The 16,295-nt window shown below is 68.4% G+C and carries 19 protein-coding genes; 13 read left to right on the plus strand and 6 right to left on the minus strand.

Translation table 11 applies throughout. From position 1 onward, the window contains the following. Positions 1-85: 85 nt before the first annotated feature. The 6 genes from M2421_RS07455 (at position 86) to M2421_RS07480 (ending at position 4,164) form a co-directional block, all read left to right on the plus strand. Positions 86-871 (plus strand): succinate dehydrogenase iron-sulfur subunit, encoded by a 786-nt coding sequence (locus tag M2421_RS07455; RefSeq protein ID WP_259204781.1) that lies wholly within the window; start codon positions 86-88, stop codon positions 869-871. 121 nt (positions 872-992) lie between these two features. After that, the gene (locus M2421_RS07460; protein WP_128095617.1) at positions 993-1,241 is read left to right on the plus strand and encodes a succinate dehydrogenase assembly factor 2; all 249 of its coding nucleotides are present in this window, start codon (positions 993-995) and stop codon (positions 1,239-1,241) included. Beyond that, a complete protein-coding gene (locus M2421_RS07465) occupies positions 1,192-1,641 on the plus strand; it encodes a hypothetical protein (protein WP_259204786.1) in 450 nt (149 codons plus the stop codon). The genes M2421_RS07460 and M2421_RS07465 overlap by 50 nt, the downstream gene beginning before the upstream one ends. A gap of 23 nt (positions 1,642-1,664) precedes the next feature. Continuing rightward, positions 1,665-2,906, plus strand: a complete 1,242-nt coding sequence (locus M2421_RS07470) for a lipoprotein-releasing ABC transporter permease subunit (RefSeq protein ID WP_259204793.1) — start codon at positions 1,665-1,667, stop codon at positions 2,904-2,906. Beyond that, positions 2,899-3,612, plus strand: a complete 714-nt coding sequence (lolD, locus tag M2421_RS07475; RefSeq protein ID WP_259204796.1) for a lipoprotein-releasing ABC transporter ATP-binding protein LolD — start codon at positions 2,899-2,901, stop codon at positions 3,610-3,612. The genes M2421_RS07470 and lolD overlap by 8 nt, the downstream gene beginning before the upstream one ends. 87 nt (positions 3,613-3,699) lie before the next feature. Continuing rightward, the gene (locus tag M2421_RS07480; protein ID WP_259204797.1) at positions 3,700-4,164 is read left to right on the plus strand and encodes a DUF6491 family protein; all 465 of its coding nucleotides are present in this window, start codon (positions 3,700-3,702) and stop codon (positions 4,162-4,164) included. Positions 4,165-4,212: 48 nt separating this feature from the next. On the opposite strand, the gene M2421_RS07485 is transcribed toward M2421_RS07480, so the two are convergent. The 3 genes from M2421_RS07485 to ftsY all read right to left on the minus strand — a co-directional run bounded on the left by M2421_RS07485 (position 4,213) and on the right by ftsY (position 7,173). After that, complete coding sequence (locus tag M2421_RS07485; RefSeq protein ID WP_128095612.1) at positions 4,213-4,482, minus strand: oxidative damage protection protein; 270 nt, start codon at positions 4,480-4,482, stop codon at positions 4,213-4,215. Positions 4,483-4,485: 3 nt separating this feature from the next. Continuing rightward, the gene (gene mutY / locus M2421_RS07490) at positions 4,486-5,625 is read right to left on the minus strand and encodes an A/G-specific adenine glycosylase (RefSeq protein WP_259204808.1); all 1,140 of its coding nucleotides are present in this window, start codon (positions 5,623-5,625) and stop codon (positions 4,486-4,488) included. Between the two features lie 147 nt (positions 5,626-5,772). Beyond that, positions 5,773-7,173, minus strand: coding sequence for a signal recognition particle-docking protein FtsY (gene ftsY / locus M2421_RS07495; protein ID WP_259204811.1), 1,401 nt, complete (start codon positions 7,171-7,173; stop codon positions 5,773-5,775). A 259-nt stretch (positions 7,174-7,432) separates the two neighbouring features. On the opposite strand from ftsY, the gene M2421_RS07500 reads away from it, so the two are divergent. Next, positions 7,433-7,729, plus strand: coding sequence for a hypothetical protein (locus tag M2421_RS07500; RefSeq protein ID WP_259204812.1), 297 nt, complete (start codon positions 7,433-7,435; stop codon positions 7,727-7,729). A gap of 111 nt (positions 7,730-7,840) precedes the next feature. On the opposite strand, the gene htpG is transcribed toward M2421_RS07500, so the two are convergent. After that, positions 7,841-9,739 carry a molecular chaperone HtpG gene (gene htpG, locus M2421_RS07505; RefSeq protein WP_259204814.1) on the minus strand — a complete coding sequence of 633 codons (1,899 nt, stop codon included), beginning with the start codon at positions 9,737-9,739 and terminating at the stop codon, positions 7,841-7,843. A 250-nt stretch (positions 9,740-9,989) separates the two neighbouring features. Here htpG and rsmD point away from each other — a divergent pair, with 250 nt between their 5' ends. From rsmD to M2421_RS07535, 6 genes are all read left to right on the plus strand, one after another. Then, on the plus strand, positions 9,990-10,595 hold the full coding sequence (gene rsmD, locus M2421_RS07510; protein WP_259204817.1) for a 16S rRNA (guanine(966)-N(2))-methyltransferase RsmD: 606 nt from the start codon (positions 9,990-9,992) through the stop codon (positions 10,593-10,595). Between the two features lie 7 nt (positions 10,596-10,602). Continuing rightward, the gene (gene coaD, locus M2421_RS07515) at positions 10,603-11,112 is read left to right on the plus strand and encodes a pantetheine-phosphate adenylyltransferase (RefSeq protein ID WP_259204818.1); all 510 of its coding nucleotides are present in this window, start codon (positions 10,603-10,605) and stop codon (positions 11,110-11,112) included. A gap of 47 nt (positions 11,113-11,159) precedes the next feature. After that, positions 11,160-11,651 carry a hypothetical protein gene (locus M2421_RS07520; RefSeq protein ID WP_259204819.1) on the plus strand — a complete coding sequence of 164 codons (492 nt, stop codon included), beginning with the start codon at positions 11,160-11,162 and terminating at the stop codon, positions 11,649-11,651. 125 nt (positions 11,652-11,776) lie between these two features. Continuing rightward, positions 11,777-12,058, plus strand: a complete 282-nt coding sequence (locus tag M2421_RS07525) for a YfhL family 4Fe-4S dicluster ferredoxin (protein ID WP_259204824.1) — start codon at positions 11,777-11,779, stop codon at positions 12,056-12,058. After that, positions 12,055-13,797, plus strand: coding sequence for a gamma-glutamyltransferase (gene ggt / locus M2421_RS07530; protein WP_259204825.1), 1,743 nt, complete (start codon positions 12,055-12,057; stop codon positions 13,795-13,797). Before M2421_RS07525 ends, ggt begins: the two co-directional genes overlap by 4 nt. Positions 13,798-13,907: 110 nt before the next feature. Beyond that, positions 13,908-14,795 carry an MBL fold metallo-hydrolase gene (locus M2421_RS07535; RefSeq protein WP_259204827.1) on the plus strand — a complete coding sequence of 296 codons (888 nt, stop codon included), beginning with the start codon at positions 13,908-13,910 and terminating at the stop codon, positions 14,793-14,795. A gap of 80 nt (positions 14,796-14,875) precedes the next feature. Here M2421_RS07535 and M2421_RS07540 read toward each other — a convergent pair whose 3' ends face one another. Together M2421_RS07540 and upp are read right to left on the minus strand one after the other, a co-directional pair. Next, positions 14,876-15,160: a PsiF family protein gene (locus M2421_RS07540; RefSeq protein WP_259204828.1), complete on the minus strand. Its 285-nt coding sequence runs from the start codon at positions 15,158-15,160 to the stop codon at positions 14,876-14,878. A 108-nt stretch (positions 15,161-15,268) separates the two neighbouring features. Beyond that, positions 15,269-15,904, minus strand: a complete 636-nt coding sequence (gene upp, locus M2421_RS07545; RefSeq protein WP_259204831.1) for a uracil phosphoribosyltransferase — start codon at positions 15,902-15,904, stop codon at positions 15,269-15,271. Between the last annotated feature and the right edge of the window lie 391 nt (positions 15,905-16,295).

A 16,295-nucleotide genomic window follows, 5' to 3' on the forward strand; every position in this document is an offset into this window, starting at 1 on the left:
CTGGCCGGTGGTGTCGACTTCCTCACCTTCCGTGCTAGCCGCGCCTGCATCGCAGCGCGAGCCGCCTGAGCCAACGAGAACAGCCATGGCCGAGTTTTCCCTCCCCAAGAATTCCAAGATCGGAAAGGGCAAGCACTTCCCCGCCAAGAGCGGTGCGAAGAATACCCGCACGTTCAAGATCTACCGCTGGAGTCCTGACGACGACAGCAACCCGCGTACCGATACGTATGAGATCGACCTGGACAGCTGCGGCCCGATGGTCCTGGACGCGCTGATCAAGATCAAGAACGAAATCGATCCGACCCTGACCTTCCGTCGTTCCTGCCGCGAGGGCATCTGCGGTTCGTGCGCGATGAACATCGACGGCACCAATACGCTGGCCTGCACCCGCGCCATCGCCGACTGCGGCAAGGCCGAAGTGCCGATCTATCCGCTGCCGCACATGAGCGTGATCAAGGATCTGGTCCCGGACCTGACCCACTTCTACGCGCAGTACGCCTCGATCAAGCCGTGGATCCGCACCCAGACCCCGCCGCCGCCGGATCGTGAGCGCCTGCAGTCGCCGGAAGACCGCAAGAAGCTGGATGGCCTGTACGAATGCATCCTGTGCGCGTGCTGCTCGACCAGCTGCCCGAGCTACTGGTGGAACGGCGAGCGTTACCTGGGCCCGGCGATCCTGCTGCAGGCCTACCGCTGGATCGTCGACTCGCGCGATGAAGACACCGGTGCGCGCCTGGACGATCTGGAAGACCCGTTCAAGCTGTACCGCTGCCACACCATCATGAACTGCGCCCGGACCTGCCCGAAGGGCCTGAACCCGGCGTTGGCGATTGCCGAGATCAAGAAGCTGATGATGGCGCGCCGCGCCTGACCCTGGCGGTTCATGTCATCGCTGCCCGTGCGGCGGCGATCGCGGCGGCACCGACCGGAAGGTCCGGTGCCGCTGTTGTTTCCGGCCCTGGTTGGCCGGCACCTTGAGGAATGCGATGTCGATGGACGAAGCCACTGAACTGAAGAAGCTGCGCTGGCGTTGCCGGCGTGGCATGCGCGAGCTGGACCAGCTGTTTGGCCGCTACCTGGACCGCTGCTGGCTGCAGGCGCCTACCGAAGAGCGCGAGGTTTTCCTGTTCCTGCTGGAGAGCGAGGACGATAAGTTGTGGCGCTGGTTCATGGGTTACGAGGAATGCCCGCATGCCCAGCCCGCCGCGCTCATCGCCCGGATCCGCGCCCTGCCGGCTTGAGTGGCGCCCCTCGCGCTGGCAGTGCGGCGCGCAGCTGCTGATGACCGCGCTGGCGCCGTGGGCGCTGTACCGCACGGCAGTGCCGGATGGCTGGCACGGCCCGGCTGCCGTGCTGGCGGTGGCCTGGGGGCTGGCGCAGGCCTGGCGCTACTGGCACGCGCCCACCCGCTCGATCGTGATCCCGCCCGACGACGCCCCGGCGCAGGTCGATGGCGAGCCGGTGCAGGACCTGCAGCTGTCCGACCGGGGCGTGCTGCTGCAGGTGGCCTGGCGCTGCCGGGGGCGCCGCCACTGGCGGCTGTTCTGGCCCGATACGCTGTCCCCTGCACAGCGACGTGAACTGCGACTGGCCGTCCGCGCACACTGCATTTCCCGTTCACGTCCGGCAGTGGCACCATAGCCTGAATTGTCCGGCGTACCTGCATGTTCAAACCCATTCCTGTCTCGATCGGCCTGCGCTACCTGCGGGCCAAACGCCGCAACGGTTTCATCTCCTTCATCTCGATGGCCTCCATCCTCGGCATCGCGCTCGGCGTGACCGTGCTGATCACCACCCTGGCGGTGATGAGCGGGTTCCAGAAGGAGATCCGCGACCGCCTGTTGCAGATGACCGCCCATACCACCATCACCACCGACGGCGCGCCGATGTCGGACTGGCAGCGCGCGGTCGATACGGCAAAGAAGGATCCGCGCGTGGCCGGTGCCGCGCCGTACATCGAGATCCAGGCCATGCTCAGCGGGCCGCGCGTGCAGGGCGCGATCGTGCAGGGCATCGACCCGGCGCTGGAGCCGGGCGTCTCGGTGATCAACCAGAAACTGGTCAAGGGCAGCTTCGACAGCCTCACCCCCGGCAGCTACCACCTGCTGGTCGGCAAGGAGCTGGCGCTCTGGCTGGGCGTGGACGTGGGCGACACCGTGCTGGTGACCCTGGCCGAAGTGCAGGGCACCCCGGTGGGCGCGATGCCGCGGCTGAAGCGCTTCACCGTCAGCGGCATCTTCGAGGCCGGCTACAACGAAATCGACAAGGGCGTGGCGTTCGCCAACATGGCCGACCTGGAGCGCGTGCTGCGCATGGACGGAGTGACCGGCGTGCGGCTGAAGCTGCATGACATGGACAAGGCGCTGGACGTGGGCGTGGACCTGGCCCACACCCTCGGCGGCGGTTACCGGGTCAGCGACTGGACCCAGCAGAACGCGAACCTGTACCACTCGCTGCGCATGGAGAAGGTGGTGATGGGCATCCTGCTCTCGCTGATCATCGCCATGGGCGCGTTCAACCTGGTGTCCTCGCAGGTGATGCTGGTCACCGACAAGCAGGCCGACATCGCCATCCTGCGTACGCTGGGCCTCACCCCGGGCGGGGTGATGCAGGTCTTCATGGTGCAGGGCTCGCTGATCGGCATCATCGGCACCGTGGCCGGCGTGATCGGCGGCATCACCCTGACCTTGAACCTGGAGCGCATCCTCGGGGCGATCGAGACGCTGTTCAACGTCAAGCTGCTGCCCGAGGACGTTTACTACATCACCGGCCTGCCGACCGACATGCAGACCCCGGACATCATCGTCATCACCGTGATCGCGCTGGCCATGAGCTTCCTGGCCACGCTGTACCCCGCGTGGCGCGCCGCCCGCACCCAGCCGGCGGAGGCCCTGCGCTATGAATGAGCCGATCAACCGCGGCGATGAAGTGATCCGCGCCGAAGGGCTGGCCAAGACCTATGCCGAAGGCCGCATGCAGACCCCGGTGTTCAATGGCCTGGACCTGAGCGTGAGCGCCGGCGAGACGGTGGCGATCATCGGTGCCTCCGGTGCGGGCAAGAGCACCCTGCTGCACCTGCTCGGCGGGCTGGATACGCCGACCGCCGGCGAAGTATTCGTGGCCGGCCAGCGCATGTCCGGGTTGTCCGACGGCCAGCGTGGCCAGTTGCGCAACCGCGCGCTGGGCTTCGTGTACCAGTTCCACCACCTGCTGCCGGAATTCACCGCGCTGGAAAACGTGATGATGCCGGTGCTGCTGGGGGGCGAGGACGTGGCTGCGGCGAAAAACCGCGCGCAGGCCTTGCTGGAGTCGGTCGGGCTGGGGCATCGCCTGGAGCACAAGCCGGGCGAGCTGTCCGGTGGCGAGCGCCAGCGTGCCGCCGTCGCCCGTGCGCTGGTCAACCGCCCGGCCTGCGTGCTGGGCGACGAGCCGACCGGCAACCTGGACGACAAGACCGCCGGCACCGTGTTCGAGCTGATGCTGGAACTCAACCGGGCGTACCACACCAGCCTGGTGCTGGTGACCCACGACCGCAGCCTGGCGCGCAAGCTCGACCGCGTGCTGGAACTGCGCGAAGGGCGGCTCCACGCCTTGGCCCACAGCCAGGTCTGAGCTGGCCGCTGAATGGCCGGCGCGACGCTGTCGCCGGCCTCACGCGATGGGTGCATCATCGGCGTAGTCATCCCTGCTGGAGGCGCCATGAAGACCCTGATTGCAACGGCCGCGCTGTGCCTGACCCTGGTCGGCTGCGCGACCACCGGTCGCCTGAGCGGCGAGGAGCGGCTGGCGCTGTACCGCGCCCATGCCGCGCCGCCGCAGCAGGACATGCCGCTGTACGGCGCGTTGTCGGGCTGGACCGAACTGGGCGACAGTGCGCTGGCGGTGTGGACGCGCCCGAGCGAAGGCTATCTGCTGGAACTGCGCGGGCCCTGCCAGGGCCTGGATTACGCGCCGGCGATCGCCCTGACCAGCCGGGTCGGGCGGGTGTCCGCGCGGTTCGACAAGGTACTGGTGCGCGACCCGACGCCGGGCCCGATGAACATGCCGTGCTTCATCGGCAGCATCCGCAAGCTGGATGTGCAGGCGCTGCGCGCGTCGGAAAAGGAATTGCGCCAGGCGCAGGTGCAGGAGCGCGAGGAAGGCCAGGCCGCCCCCGCGAAGTAAGCGGGAGCCGTCGATCATGTACCGACCGACGGTCGGTACCGGCCGGAATCATGCTTCGGGGATGAAACCCGCCGGCTTTTCCGCATCCTTCTCGAACAGGTATTTCACCAGTTCTGTTTCCAGGAACGCGCGATGCTTGGGATCGCGCGGCGACAGCCGGTTCTCGTTGATCAGCATGGTCTGGTGGGCCAGCCAGGCGCTCCAGGCGCTCTTGCCGATGCCGTTGAAGATGCGCTGGCCCAGCTCGCCGGGGTAGGGCACGAAGTCCAGGCCTTCGGTGTCGCGTTGTTCGTACTGGCAGAAAACGGTGCGGGGCATGGCTTACTCGGACTCGGGTGAAGGTGGTGCGCCACGCATTGTACGGCGCTTGGGCCGGGCCGGCGGGGCGCCGGTGGCCAGCAGCTTGCGGATCGGGGCGGGCAGGCCGAGGCTGGGCAGGTCGGCTGCGGCGACCCAGCGCAGGCCCGGGGCCTCCTGTCGCAGGCCGTGCACGCGCTGCACCAGCACCTGCAGGTGCAGTCGATAGTGGCTGAAGGTGTGCTCCAGCACCGGCAGCGCATCGGCATCGTCCAGCGAGCCGTCCACGTGGGCATCGAACCAGTCCTGCAGGTCGCTGCCGGCGTCGGCCTGCGGCAGCGTCCACAGCTGCGCCCAGATGCCGGTATCCGGGCGCTTCTGCAGCAGCACGCGGCCCTGGCCATCGCGCAGCAGCAGCGCGGTGGCCTCGCGTTCCGGCAGAGCCTTGGCGGGCTTGGGCGTGGGCAGGTCGTCGATGCGGCCCTCGCGCCGCGCCACGCAGTCCTCCTGCAGGGGGCAGATCACGCAGGCCGGCCGGCTGCGGGTGCACACCGTGGCGCCCAGGTCCATCTGCGCCTGGGTGTAGTCGGCCAGGCGCGCGTCGGGCACGTGCTGTACGTGCGCGTCGGCCAATGCCCACAGCACCTTTTCCACCGCTGGCAGGCCGGGAAAACCCTCGATGCCGTGGTAGCGGGTCAGCACGCGCTTGACGTTGCCATCGAGGATCGCGAAGCGGTCGTTCCAGGCCTGGCTGAGGATCGCCGCGGCAGTGCTGCGACCGATGCCGGGCAGTGCGTTCAACGCCTCGACATCGCGCGGCAGCTCGCCGCCGTGCAGCGCGACGCAGCGCTGGGCGGCGGCGTGCAGGTTGCGCGCACGGGCGTAGTAGCCCAGCCCGGCCCACTGCGCCATCACGGCATCGTTGCTGGCCGCGGCGAGGTCGGGCAGGGTGGGAAACACGCGCAGGAACGCCAGGAAATACGGAATGACCGTACTGACCTGGGTCTGCTGCAGCATGATCTCCGACAGCCACACCCGGTAGGGCGAACGCGGGTGCTGCCAGGGCAGGTCGTGGCGGCCGTGGCCGTCGAACCACGGCAGCAGGCGCGCGACGAAGGCGTCGTCGGTGGGGGCGGGGTCGCGGGCGGTTGGCTGGCGTGGCATGGGGCTTCCGCAGAAGGATAGAGCCACCCCTTGGGTGGCTGCGGCGGCGATGGCTGCGGTGGGAGGCCTTGGCCGCACCTGGGCGAGCAGCCACCCATGGGGTGGCTCTACCCCGACGCGCGTGGCGTGCGCCCGCGCGCGCCCGGGTCAGCCGCCCAGCGCGTCGGGCAGCAGGGCGTCGACGAAGGCTTCCGGGTCGAACACGCGCAGGTCTTCCGGGCGCTCGCCGATGCCGGCGAAGCGGATCGGAATATTGAACTCGCGGGCCAGCGCGAATACCACGCCGCCCTTGGCAGTGCCGTCCAGCTTGGTCACCACCAGGCCGGTCACGTTGACCGCGGCGTGGAACTGGCGCAACTGGGAGAGGGCGTTCTGGCCGGTCGTGCCGTCGATCACCATCAGCACCTCATGCGGTGCGGCCGGGTCGATCTTGCCGAGCACGCGGCGGATCTTGCCCAGCTCGTTCATCAGCCCGCCCTGGGTATGCAGGCGGCCGGCGGTATCGGCGATCAATACCTCGGTGCCGCGTGCCTTGCCGGCCTGCAGCGCGTCGAACGCCACCGAGGCGGCATCGGCATTTTGCCCCTGGGCGACCACGGCCACGCCGTTGCGCTCGCCCCAGGCCTGCAGCTGGGCCACGGCGGCGGCGCGGAAGGTGTCGCCGGCGGCCAGCATGAGGCTGTGGCCGTCGTCCTTGAAACGCTTGGCCAGCTTGCCGATGGTGGTGGTCTTGCCGACGCCGTTTACGCCCACGGTGAGGACCACGAACGGCTTGGCGCTGCGGTCGATCACCAGCGGTTTGGAGACCGGCTGCAGGATCGCGATCAGTTCGCCACGCAGCGCGGCCAGCAGCGCGGTGGCATCGGCGAATTCGCGCGCCTTCATGCGCTTGCGCAGGCCTTCGACCAGTGCGGTGGTCGCGCCGACGCCGACATCGGCGGTGATCAGCGCGGTTTCCAGTTCATCCAGCAGGTCGTCGTCGAGCTTGGGGTTGCGCGAGAACAGGCCGCCGAAGCTGCGCGCGATGACGCTGTTGCGCAGCCGGTCACGCCAACCGGGCTTGCCCGGCGCGGCGGCGGGGGCGCTGTTGTCGTCGGGCACGCTGGCCAGCGGCTGCGCGGCCTCCTGCACGATCTCGCTGGCGACCAGCACCGGCGGCGGCAGCGGTGCGGCGATCGGCTCGGCGATGGCGACCGGGGCGGTCTGGACGACAGGTGCGACCGGTGCAGCGGGGGCCGCTCCAACCGGCATCGTCGGAGCCGCAGGTGCCTGCTCGACCGGTGCGGCCGGTTTCGGGACCACGGGCAGTACCGGCGGCGCCGCGTCGACGGGCGCAACCGGTGCGACCGCCGCTGGCGCAGGCGCGGCCACCGGCACGGCGACGCCGGGAACCACGGCGGCGGGCGGCTGGACAGGCGCGGGCGCCGACGGGCCGTCTTCACTGGCCTGCGGGAACGCTGCGGCCAGCTCTTCAGCCGAGTAGTGCTGGGTCTTGGGCGCGTCCTGCGGAGCGTCCTGGGGCTTTTTGCGACGGAAGAAACTGAGCATTGGATTCGGCGCTGAAATCAGGGGGATATGCTACCACTGCGCCCTTGGAGGGCAGTGCGAACGTGGGGTGGTGCGGTGTTGGCGGGCGGCCGACCAACGGTCGGGGGGGGCAGCCCACCAACAGTCGGGGGGGCAGCCCACCAACGGTCGGCGGGCAGCCGACCAACGGTCGGCTCTACAGACGTTTGGATTGCGGCCGTTAACGGCTTTGGATGCCTGCGTCATCGGACGCCGGCCATGCATCGTGGAGTGCAGCAGCGTGAACGTGATGTCCATTGCCAGCTCCGGCATGCGTGCCGCGAGCCTTGAGGTGCAGGCTGCTGCGAGCAACGTGGCGCGTCTATCGGTGGAAGGGGCCGCCCGGATCGGAGTGGCGCAGACCTCGGTGGTCGGAGGTGGGGTGGAGGCCGGCGTGGTCGAGGCGGCGCCCGATCCCGGCGCCCCGGTTTCAGACCTGCTCGCCGCGAAGGGCGCGGTGCTGGCCTTCACTGCCAACGCCACGTTGATTCGCCGCAGCGATCAGATGCTCGGCGCGTTGCTGGACGAGCGCGGCTGAGACCGGATCCAGCCCGCTGACGGGAGGTGTCGACCCCTGGCCGGCACCTCCCGGTCCTGCGAGCGCCGCCACCGTGCCGGCCAGCGGCCGTCACGGTGGTCTCGCGTCGCCTTACGCCGACAACTCCAGCAGCAGCTTGTTGAGCCGGCGCACGTAGCCGGCCGGATCCTTCAGCGTATCCCCGGCCGCCAGCGCGGCCTGGTCGAACAGCACGCGGCTGAGGTCGTCGAAGCGTGCGGCATCGGCTTCCTGGTCCAGCTTGCCGATCAACGGGTGGCCGGGGTTGAACTCGAACACCGGCTTGCTGTCGGGCACCTTCTGGCCGCTGGCTTCCAGGATCTGGCGCATCTGCAGGCCGAGGTCCTGTTCGCCGATGGCCAGGATCGCCGGGGAGTCGGTGAGGCGGTGCGAGACGCGCACGTCGGCGACATCCTCGCCCAGTGCGCGCTTGATGCGATCGACCAGACCCTGCTTGTCCTTGGCCGCTTCTTCCTGGGCCTGCTTGTCTTCGGCGGTTTCCAGCGCGCCCAGGTCGAGGTCGCCACGGGCGACGTCGACGAACGCCTTGCCGTCGAACTCGGTCAGGTAACCCATCAGCCACTCATCGATGCGGTCGGTGAAGAGCAGCACTTCGATGCCCTTCTTGCGGAACACTTCCAGGTGCGGGCTGTCCTTGACCTGGGTGTGGCTGTCGCCGGTCAGGTAGTAGATCTTGTCCTGGCCTTCGACCATGCGACCCACGTAGTCGGCCAGCGACACGCTCTGCTCGCCGCCGGCGTCATGGGTGGAGGCGAAGCGCAGCAGGCCGGCGATCTTCTCGCGGTTGTTGAAGTCCTCGGCGGGGCCTTCCTTGAGCACCTGGCCGAACTGCGTCCAGAAGCCGGCATACACCTCGGGCTTGTCGGTGGCGAGCTTGTCGAGCATGTCCAGCGAGCGCTTGGTCAGCGCCGACTTCATCGAGTCGATGACCGGGCCGGACTGCAGGATTTCGCGCGAGACATTCAGCGACAGGTCGTTGGAATCGACCACGCCCTTGATGAAACGCAGGTACATCGGCAGGAACTGCTCGGCCTGGTCCATCACGAACACGCGCTGCACGTACAGCTTCAGGCCCTTGGGCGCGTCGCGGTGGTACAGGTCGAACGGCGCGTGGCCAGGCACGTACAGCAGCGAGGTGTATTCGAGCTTGCCTTCGACCTTGTTGTGGCTCCAGGCCAGCGCGTCCTGGTGGTCGTGCGCGGCGTGCTTGTAGAACTCCTGGTACTCGGCGTCGGTGATCTCGGTGCGCGGGCGGGTCCACAGCGCGCTGGCGCGGTTGACGGTTTCCCATTCGACCTCGGCCGGGGCGTCCTCGCCGTGGTGTTCCTTGACCATCTGGATCGGCAGGCCGATGTGGTCGGAATACTTCTTGATGATGCCGCGCAGGCGCCAGCCGTCGGCGAAGTCCTGCTGGTCGTCCTTGAGGTGCAGGACGATGCGGGTACCGCGCTCGGGCTTGTCGAGGGGTTCGACGTCGAACTCGCCCTCGCCACGCGAGGACCAGTGCACGCCCTCGCTGGCGGGCAGGCCGGCGCGGCGGGAATAGACGTCGACCTGGTCGGCGACGATGAAGGCGCTGTAGAAGCCGACTCCGAACTGGCCGATCAGCTGGGAATCCTTCTTCTGGTCGCCGGAGAGCTGGCGCAGGAAGTCGCCGGTGCCGGACTTGGCGATGGTGCCAAGGTGGGCGATGGCGTCCTCGCGGCTCATGCCGATGCCGTTGTCGTCGATGGTGAGGGTGTGGGCGTCGGCATCGAAGCTGACGCGGATGCGCAGGTCGCCGTCGTTTTCGAGCAGGGCCGGCTGGGTCAGCGCTTCGAAGCGCAGCTTGTCGGAGGCGTCGGCGGCGTTGGAGATGAGCTCGCGAAGGAAGATTTCCTTGTTGGAGTACAGCGAGTGGATCATCAGCTGCAGCAGCTGTTTGACTTCGGTCTGGAAGCCCAGGGTCTGCTTTTGGGTCTGCTCGGTCATGGGTGGCGATGCTCCTTGGACGATGCCGCGCCCGGCGCGGCGGCTGGTCAAGGGGTAGGGGTGGATTGTCCCGAATTCAAGAGTCGGCCGTAGATCCACGCCATGCGTGGATGCCCGGTTCCGGTGAGGGGATGCTTGATCGGCACAACCGCCGGACCGCCTAGAATGTCGGCATGAATCGCCTGATTTTCGTAACCATGACCCGTTCCCGCCCGTCCCCCCTTTCCACCGTCTTCGCCGGGAGCCGCGCATGAAGCCGCGCCAGCCAGTGGCGGCGGCCGTGGGCCAGGTGCGGATCATCGGTGGCAAGTGGCGCGGCACGAAGTTGCCGGTGCCGCTGTCGCCGGGGCTGCGGCCCAGCAGCGACCGCGTGCGGGAGACGCTGTTCAACTGGCTGATGCCACGGATCGGCGGGGCACGGGTGCTGGACATGTTCGCCGGCAGCGGGGCGCTGGGGCTGGAGGCGGTGTCGCGCGGGGCGGGGCAGGCGACGCTGGTGGAGCGCGACGCGGCATTGGCCCGGCACCTGCGTGAATCGGTGGCCAGGCTGGGCGCGGAGGGGCAGGTGCAGGTGGTCCAGGCCGACGCGCTGCAGTGGCTGGGCCAGGCGCCGGCCGGGCAGGCCGACATCGTGTTCGTGGACCCGCCGTTCGCGGCCGGGCTGTGGGCGCAGGTGCTGGCCGGGCTGGGCCCGCACCTGGCCGCCGATGCCTGGCTCTACCTGGAGTGCCCGGCCGACCAGGTGCCGGCGGTACCGGCGCCATGGCTGCTGCACCGCGAGGGCGGCACCCGGGAGGTCCGTTTTGCCCTGTACCGCCGCGCCGCTGCTACACTTTCACCAGATCACAACACGTAGCTGCCGTATGACCGTGGCCAACCGCCGCATTGCCGTGTACCCGGGCACCTTCGATCCGATCACCAATGGTCACATCGACCTGGTGAACCGGGCCGCGCCGCTGTTCGAGAAGGTCGTGGTCGGCGTGGCGCAGAGCCCGTCCAAGGGGCCGACGCTGCCGCTGGAGCTGCGCGTGCAGTTGGCGCGCGACGCCCTCGGCCACAACCGCAACGTGGAGGTGATCGGGTTCGATACCCTGCTGGCGCATTTCGTGCGCTCGGTGCAGGGCGGGATCCTGCTGCGCGGCCTGCGTGCGGTCTCCGATTTCGAATACGAATTCCAGATGGCCAGCATGAACCGGCATCTGATCCCGGAGGTCGAGACCCTGTTCCTGACCCCGGCCGAGCAGCACAGCTTCATTTCGTCGTCGCTGGTCCGCGAGATCGCCCGCCTCGGCGGCGACGTGTCCGGCTTCGTGCCGGCGTCGGTGCTCGAGGCGCTGCGCAAGGTCCGCGAAGCGAAGTCGGCCCAGTCGTAATACCCGTCAGACCCATACATACCAAGAACCACCAAGGGAGGAATTCCATGAACAACACCATGCGTGCCATGTTGATCGCGTCGTTCGCGCTGGCCTTCACCGCCTGCAAGAAGGAAGAGGCTGCGCCGGTCGTCGAGGCCCAGCAGGCGCTGGTCGCCCCGGACGCCAACGACGACGCCGGCTGGAAGAAGTACCTGCAGGCCGTGGCCGTGCAGAACATGGGCAACATCACCAACAGCCCGTTCCTGTACTACCTCTCCCCGGAGTCGGACCCGGAATTCGCCGCCAAGTACGATCGCCAGGTCGAGAGCGCCACCCAGGCCGTGGCCCGTGGCGTGCAGCCGGGCAACATGCTGGCCTTCGGTTCGTCGGCGTCGGCGAAGATGGCCGACATGATCCAGGCCGTGTTCAAGGACGTGTCGCCGGATTCGATGAAGGGCGTGCGCGTGGTGTTCATCGGCAAGGCGGCGGACAACGCCCGCGTGCAGGCCATCGTGCAGCCGACCGGCGCCGAATACATCTTCGTAGAAGCCAAGTAACCCGTGCAGTGGCGGCCGCGCCCAAGGCGTGGCCCGGGCGGTTTCCGCGAGGAAGCCGCCGTTGACCGGCCTGCGCCCTGGCGCGGGCCGGCCTTCATCCGCCGGCGCGGGCGTGGAGTAACGCCATGTCGCTGAAAATCAATGCGCTCTGCGTCAACTGTGACGTCTGTGAGCCGGCCTGTCCCAACCAGGCCATTTCGATGGGTGAAACCATCTATGTGATCGATCCGGCCCGCTGCACCGAGTGCGTGGGACATTTCGACGAACCCCAGTGCGTGGTCGTCTGCCCGGTCGAATGCATCGATCCCGATCCGGATATCCCGGAAACCCAGGACGCCCTGCTGGCGAAGTTGTACGGCCTGCAGCGCGACCATCCCGAACTTTACGCGGAGCCCCCATCCGAATGAACACGTTGTCGCGTCGCTGGTTGCTGCTCGTCCTGTTGTGGTCCCCGGTGGCATGGTCCGCCGCACCCGCGCAGGGTTCCCTGGCCAGCCATCCGGACGGCGCGGCGATCGCCAGCGGCCACCACCTGGCCACCGAGGCCGGGATGGAGATCCTGGCCAAGGGCGGCAATGCCTTCGACGCGGCAGTGGCGGTGTCCTCCACCCTGGCGGTGGTCGAGCCGATCAGCTCCGGGCTGGGCGGCGGCGGGTTCTTCCTGCTGCACGATGCGGCCACCGGCAAGGACGTGATGCTGGACGCGCGCGAGACCGCGCCGCAGGCCGCCAATGAAGCCGCCTTCCTGGACAGGAAGGGCGAGCTGGACCGCGACCGCTCGGTCAACGGCCCCTGGTCGGCGGGCATCCCCGGCCTGCCGGCGGCGCTGGTCGAGCTGTCGGGCAAGCACGGCAAGCTGCCGTTGCGTACCTCGCTGGGCCCGGCGATCCGCATCGCCACCGAGGGCTTCCCGGTCTATGCGCGGATGGCCAAGGGCTATGCCTCGCGCCGCGAGGTGATGGAGCGCTACCCCGGCACCCGCGAGGTGTACCTGCGCAATGGCAAGCCGATCGCCGAGGGCGATGTGTTCCGCCAGCCGGAACTGGCCGCCACGCTGACGCGCCTGGCCGACAAGGGCTTCGACGGCTTCTACCGCGGCCAGACCGGCAAGGCGCTGCTGGCCGGCGTGAAGCAGGCCGGTGGCAGCTGGAGCGCCGAGGAACTGGCCGGCTACCGGGTCAAGCTGCGCGAGCCGATCGTGTTCAACTACCGCGATTGGAAGATCACCACCGCCTCGCCGCCGTCCTCCGGTGGCATCGCGCTGGCGGCGATGCTGCAGATCCTGGAAGGCTGGGACCTGAAGTCGATGGATGAAGCGCACCGCACCCACCTGGTGGTGGAAGCGATGCGCCGCGCCTACCGCGACCGCACCTTCTTCCTGGGCGACCCGGATTTCGTGCAGATCCCGCAGAAAGTGCTGACCAGCAAGGACTACGCCCAGGGCCTGCGCGCCACCATCCACCCGGAGAAGGCCACCCCGAGCGACCTGCTGTCGGGCAACCCGACCCCGCTGGAAGACGACGAGACCACCCACTTTTCGATCATCGACCGTGACGGCAACCGCGTGGGCGCCACCCAGACGGTGAACCTGCTGTACGGCTCGGGCCTGATTCCCAAGGGCACCGGCGTGCTGCTCAACAACGAGATGGACGATTTCGCGCTGAAGCCGGGCACGCCCAATGCCTTCGGCGTGATGGGCTATGCGGCCAATGCGCCCAAGCCGGGCAAGCGCATGCTCAGCTCGATGACCCCAACCTTCATGGAGTCGCCGGACAAGGTGGTGGTGCTGGGCACGCCGGGCGGCAGCCGCATCATCACCATGGTGCTGCTGGGGATCCTCGGTTACGACGATGGCCTGACCGCGCAGCAGGTGGCCGCGTTGCCGCGTTACCACCACCAGTGGCTGCCGGACGAGATCTCGGCCGAAACCGGTGCGTTGTCGGTGGACACCATCAAGCAGCTGCAGGCGATGGGCCACAAGATCGACCTGCCCGGCGACAGCGCCGAAGGCGGGCGCGGCTCCAGCCACGTGTGGGGCAACCTGCAGACCGTGGAGTGGGACCGTCGCAGCAACGTGCTCAGCGGCGGCAGCGACCCGCGCAACCCGGTGGGCAGCGCGGCAGTGTCAGCGGCCGCGAGCCGCTGATCCGCCCCGCCCGGTCGCTTTCCAGACCCCGCCACCCGGCGGGGTTTTTCGTGGCGCGCCCGCGCAGCCGACTAGCGAATATTTAACGCGTCGCGCCGGATAATTTACCCATGAAACTATGGTCGATTCGCGGTAACTCACAGAAACTGGATGGCGGGGCGATGTTCGGCAACGCCCCACGCGCGGTGTGGGAAAAATGGGCGGCACCGGATGATCTGAACCGTATCGAGCTGGCCTGCCGCGCCTTGCTGGCCAGCCCGCTGGCTGGCAAGACGGTGTTGTTCGAGACCGGTATCGGCGCGTTCTTCGAGCCGAAGCTGCGTGACCGTTACGGCGTGCAGGAGCCGCGCCACGTGCTGATGGAATCGCTGCGCGAGGCCGGGTTCGAGCACGAGGACATCGACGTGGTGGTGCTCAGCCATCTGCATTTCGACCATGCCGGAGGGCTGCTTGCGCAGTGGAGCGAGGGCCGTGGCCCGGAGCTGCTGTTCCCCAATGCCACCTTCCTGGTGGGCGCCGAACATTGGCAGCGGGCGCTGCACCCGCACCCGCGCGACCGCGCCAGCTTCATCCCGGAACTGCCGGGGCTGCTGCAGGACAGTGGCCGGCTGGAGATCGTCGAGGGGCCGTATTCGAAGGCGCTCGGCAACAGCGTGCGCTTCAGTTTCAGCGACGGGCATACCCCGGGCCTGATGCTGGCCGAAATCGTCGGCCCCGAGCAGGTCGATGGCCAGCCGCGCGGCGGCGTGGTGTTCTGCGCGGACCTGATCCCCGGTCGCTCGTGGGTGCACGTGCCGATCACCATGGGGTACGACCGCAACGCGGAGTTGCTGATCGACGAAAAGCGCAGCTTCCTGGAAGACAAACTGGCGCGCAACGTGCACCTGTTCTTTACCCATGACCCGCAGTGCGCGCTCGCGCAGGTGGCCCGCGACGACAAGGGCCGCTTCGGCACCATCCACGAGCAGGGCGAGTTGAAGGCCCGCGCGCTGGCCTGAGCCGCGGGCTCCCCGTCATCGGGGTCGGCGGCAGGGTGCCGGGTGCTGGCCGGCACCACCGGATCATCGGTCGGGCGCGCTCAATGCGCCTTCAGGCAGCTGCTCATGAAGGTCTTGCGCGCATCGCCGGCCAGCTTCTTGCTAGCCGCATCGGCATTGCAGGTCTTCATGCGTTCCTGCGGCGTGGTCGCCGCCGGCGCGGGCGCACTCAGGCACGCCTTCTGCGCGGCCTTGTAGTCCTCGCCGGTCTTGCCCTTGTTCCTGGCCGAACAATCGGCCATGCGCTGCTGCTGCGGGGTGGCCGCACTGGCGATCAGGGGGCTGCCAAGCAGCAGCAGGCAGGCCAGCAGGGACAGGGTCTTCATGACGCAGCTCCACGCACGGGTTGAGGATGCGCGCAGCTTCTGCCGGGACATGGCTAGGCCGCGTGAAACACCGGCGGCGACAGGCAGCCGCCGGTCAAGGGGGCGTAATCAGCCGGCCACGCGGGTGCCGAAGATGCGGTCACCGGCATCGCCCAGGCCCGGCAGGATGTAGCCCTTCTCGTTGAGGCGCGCGTCGATCGCGGCGGTGAAGATTTCCACGTCCGGGTGGACGGCCTGCACGGCCGCGATGCCTTCCGGCGCGGCGACCAGGAAGATGCCCTTGATGCGGCGGGCACCGGCGCGCTTGAGCATGTCGATGGTGGCAATCAGGGTGCCGCCGGTGGCCAGCATCGGGTCCAGGATCAGCGCATCGCGCTCTTCCAGGCGGCCGGTCAGGCGCTCGAAATAGGGCACCGGCTGCAGGGTTTCCTCATCGCGCTGCAGACCGACCACGCTCACCCGCGCGGCGGGGATCAACGACAGCACGCCGCTGAGCATGCCCAGTCCCGCACGCAGGATCGGCACCACGGTGATCTTGGCCCCGGCGATGCGCTGCACCGTCACCGGGCCCGCCCAGCCGGCCATGGCGTGGGCTTCGGTATCCAGGTCGGCGGTGGCCTCGTAGGCCAGCAGCCCACCGAGTTCGTTGGCCAGTTCGCGGAAGTCCTTGGTGCTCAGGGACGCATCGCGCATCAGGCCGATTTTGTGCTGCACCAGCGGATGGCGCACTTCGACGATTTTCATGGGAGGGGCAAAGAAGAGGGGAGACCCGTAGTTTGCCGCAACGCCACCCGAAGCCAAAGCCCAGGGGCCGAAGGCAAATGCCGAAGCCGAAGCCGAAAGCCGAGGCCGAAAGCCGAAAGCCGAAGCCGCGATCTCCGGTAGTGCCGAGCCATGCTCGGCAGGCCAGACAATGAGGGAGCCGACGCTCCCCACCACCCGACAGCCGACGCGCCGCCAACAGCAGCCGAGCATGGCTCGGCTCTACCACCCGGCAGGCGGCACGCCCCCAACAGCAGCCGAGCATGGCTCGGCTCTACCACCCGACAGCCGACGCGCCCCCGACAGCAGCCGAGCATGGCTCGGCGCCACCACCCGACAGCCGACGCGCCGCCAACAGCAGCCGAGCATGGCT

The sequence above is a fragment of the Stenotrophomonas sp. BIGb0135 genome (assembly GCF_024810105.1).
Lineage (GTDB): Bacteria > Pseudomonadota > Gammaproteobacteria > Xanthomonadales > Xanthomonadaceae > Stenotrophomonas > Stenotrophomonas maltophilia_AB.

Excerpts from the sequence above, each read along its gene's own strand:
- M2421_RS07465 (WP_259204786.1), top strand. The coding sequence starts at position 1,192 with ATGCCCAGCCCGCCGCGCTCATCGCCCGGATCCGCGCCCTGCCGGCTT.
- M2421_RS07460 (WP_128095617.1), top strand. The coding sequence starts at position 993 with ATGGACGAAGCCACTGAACTGAAGAAGCTGCGCTGGCGTTGCCGGCGT.
- lolD (WP_259204796.1), top strand. The coding sequence starts at position 2,899 with ATGAATGAGCCGATCAACCGCGGCGATGAAGTGATCCGCGCCGAAGGG.
- M2421_RS07540 (WP_259204828.1), bottom strand. The coding sequence starts at position 15,160 with ATGAAGACCCTGTCCCTGCTGGCCTGCCTGCTGCTGCTTGGCAGCCCC.
- ftsY (WP_259204811.1), bottom strand. The coding sequence starts at position 7,173 with ATGCTCAGTTTCTTCCGTCGCAAAAAGCCCCAGGACGCTCCGCAGGAC.
- M2421_RS07470 (WP_259204793.1), top strand. The coding sequence starts at position 1,665 with ATGTTCAAACCCATTCCTGTCTCGATCGGCCTGCGCTACCTGCGGGCC.
- upp (WP_259204831.1), bottom strand. The coding sequence starts at position 15,904 with ATGAAAATCGTCGAAGTGCGCCATCCGCTGGTGCAGCACAAAATCGGC.
- M2421_RS07455 (WP_259204781.1), top strand. The coding sequence starts at position 86 with ATGGCCGAGTTTTCCCTCCCCAAGAATTCCAAGATCGGAAAGGGCAAG.
- mutY (WP_259204808.1), bottom strand. The coding sequence starts at position 5,625 with ATGCCACGCCAGCCAACCGCCCGCGACCCCGCCCCCACCGACGACGCC.
- M2421_RS07480 (WP_259204797.1), top strand. The coding sequence starts at position 3,700 with ATGAAGACCCTGATTGCAACGGCCGCGCTGTGCCTGACCCTGGTCGGC.
- rsmD (WP_259204817.1), top strand. The coding sequence starts at position 9,990 with ATGAAGCCGCGCCAGCCAGTGGCGGCGGCCGTGGGCCAGGTGCGGATC.
- M2421_RS07485 (WP_128095612.1), bottom strand. The coding sequence starts at position 4,482 with ATGCCCCGCACCGTTTTCTGCCAGTACGAACAACGCGACACCGAAGGC.
- M2421_RS07520 (WP_259204819.1), top strand. The coding sequence starts at position 11,160 with ATGAACAACACCATGCGTGCCATGTTGATCGCGTCGTTCGCGCTGGCC.
- M2421_RS07525 (WP_259204824.1), top strand. The coding sequence starts at position 11,777 with ATGTCGCTGAAAATCAATGCGCTCTGCGTCAACTGTGACGTCTGTGAG.
- ggt (WP_259204825.1), top strand. The coding sequence starts at position 12,055 with ATGAACACGTTGTCGCGTCGCTGGTTGCTGCTCGTCCTGTTGTGGTCC.
- M2421_RS07535 (WP_259204827.1), top strand. The coding sequence starts at position 13,908 with ATGAAACTATGGTCGATTCGCGGTAACTCACAGAAACTGGATGGCGGG.
- coaD (WP_259204818.1), top strand. The coding sequence starts at position 10,603 with ATGACCGTGGCCAACCGCCGCATTGCCGTGTACCCGGGCACCTTCGAT.
- htpG (WP_259204814.1), bottom strand. The coding sequence starts at position 9,739 with ATGACCGAGCAGACCCAAAAGCAGACCCTGGGCTTCCAGACCGAAGTC.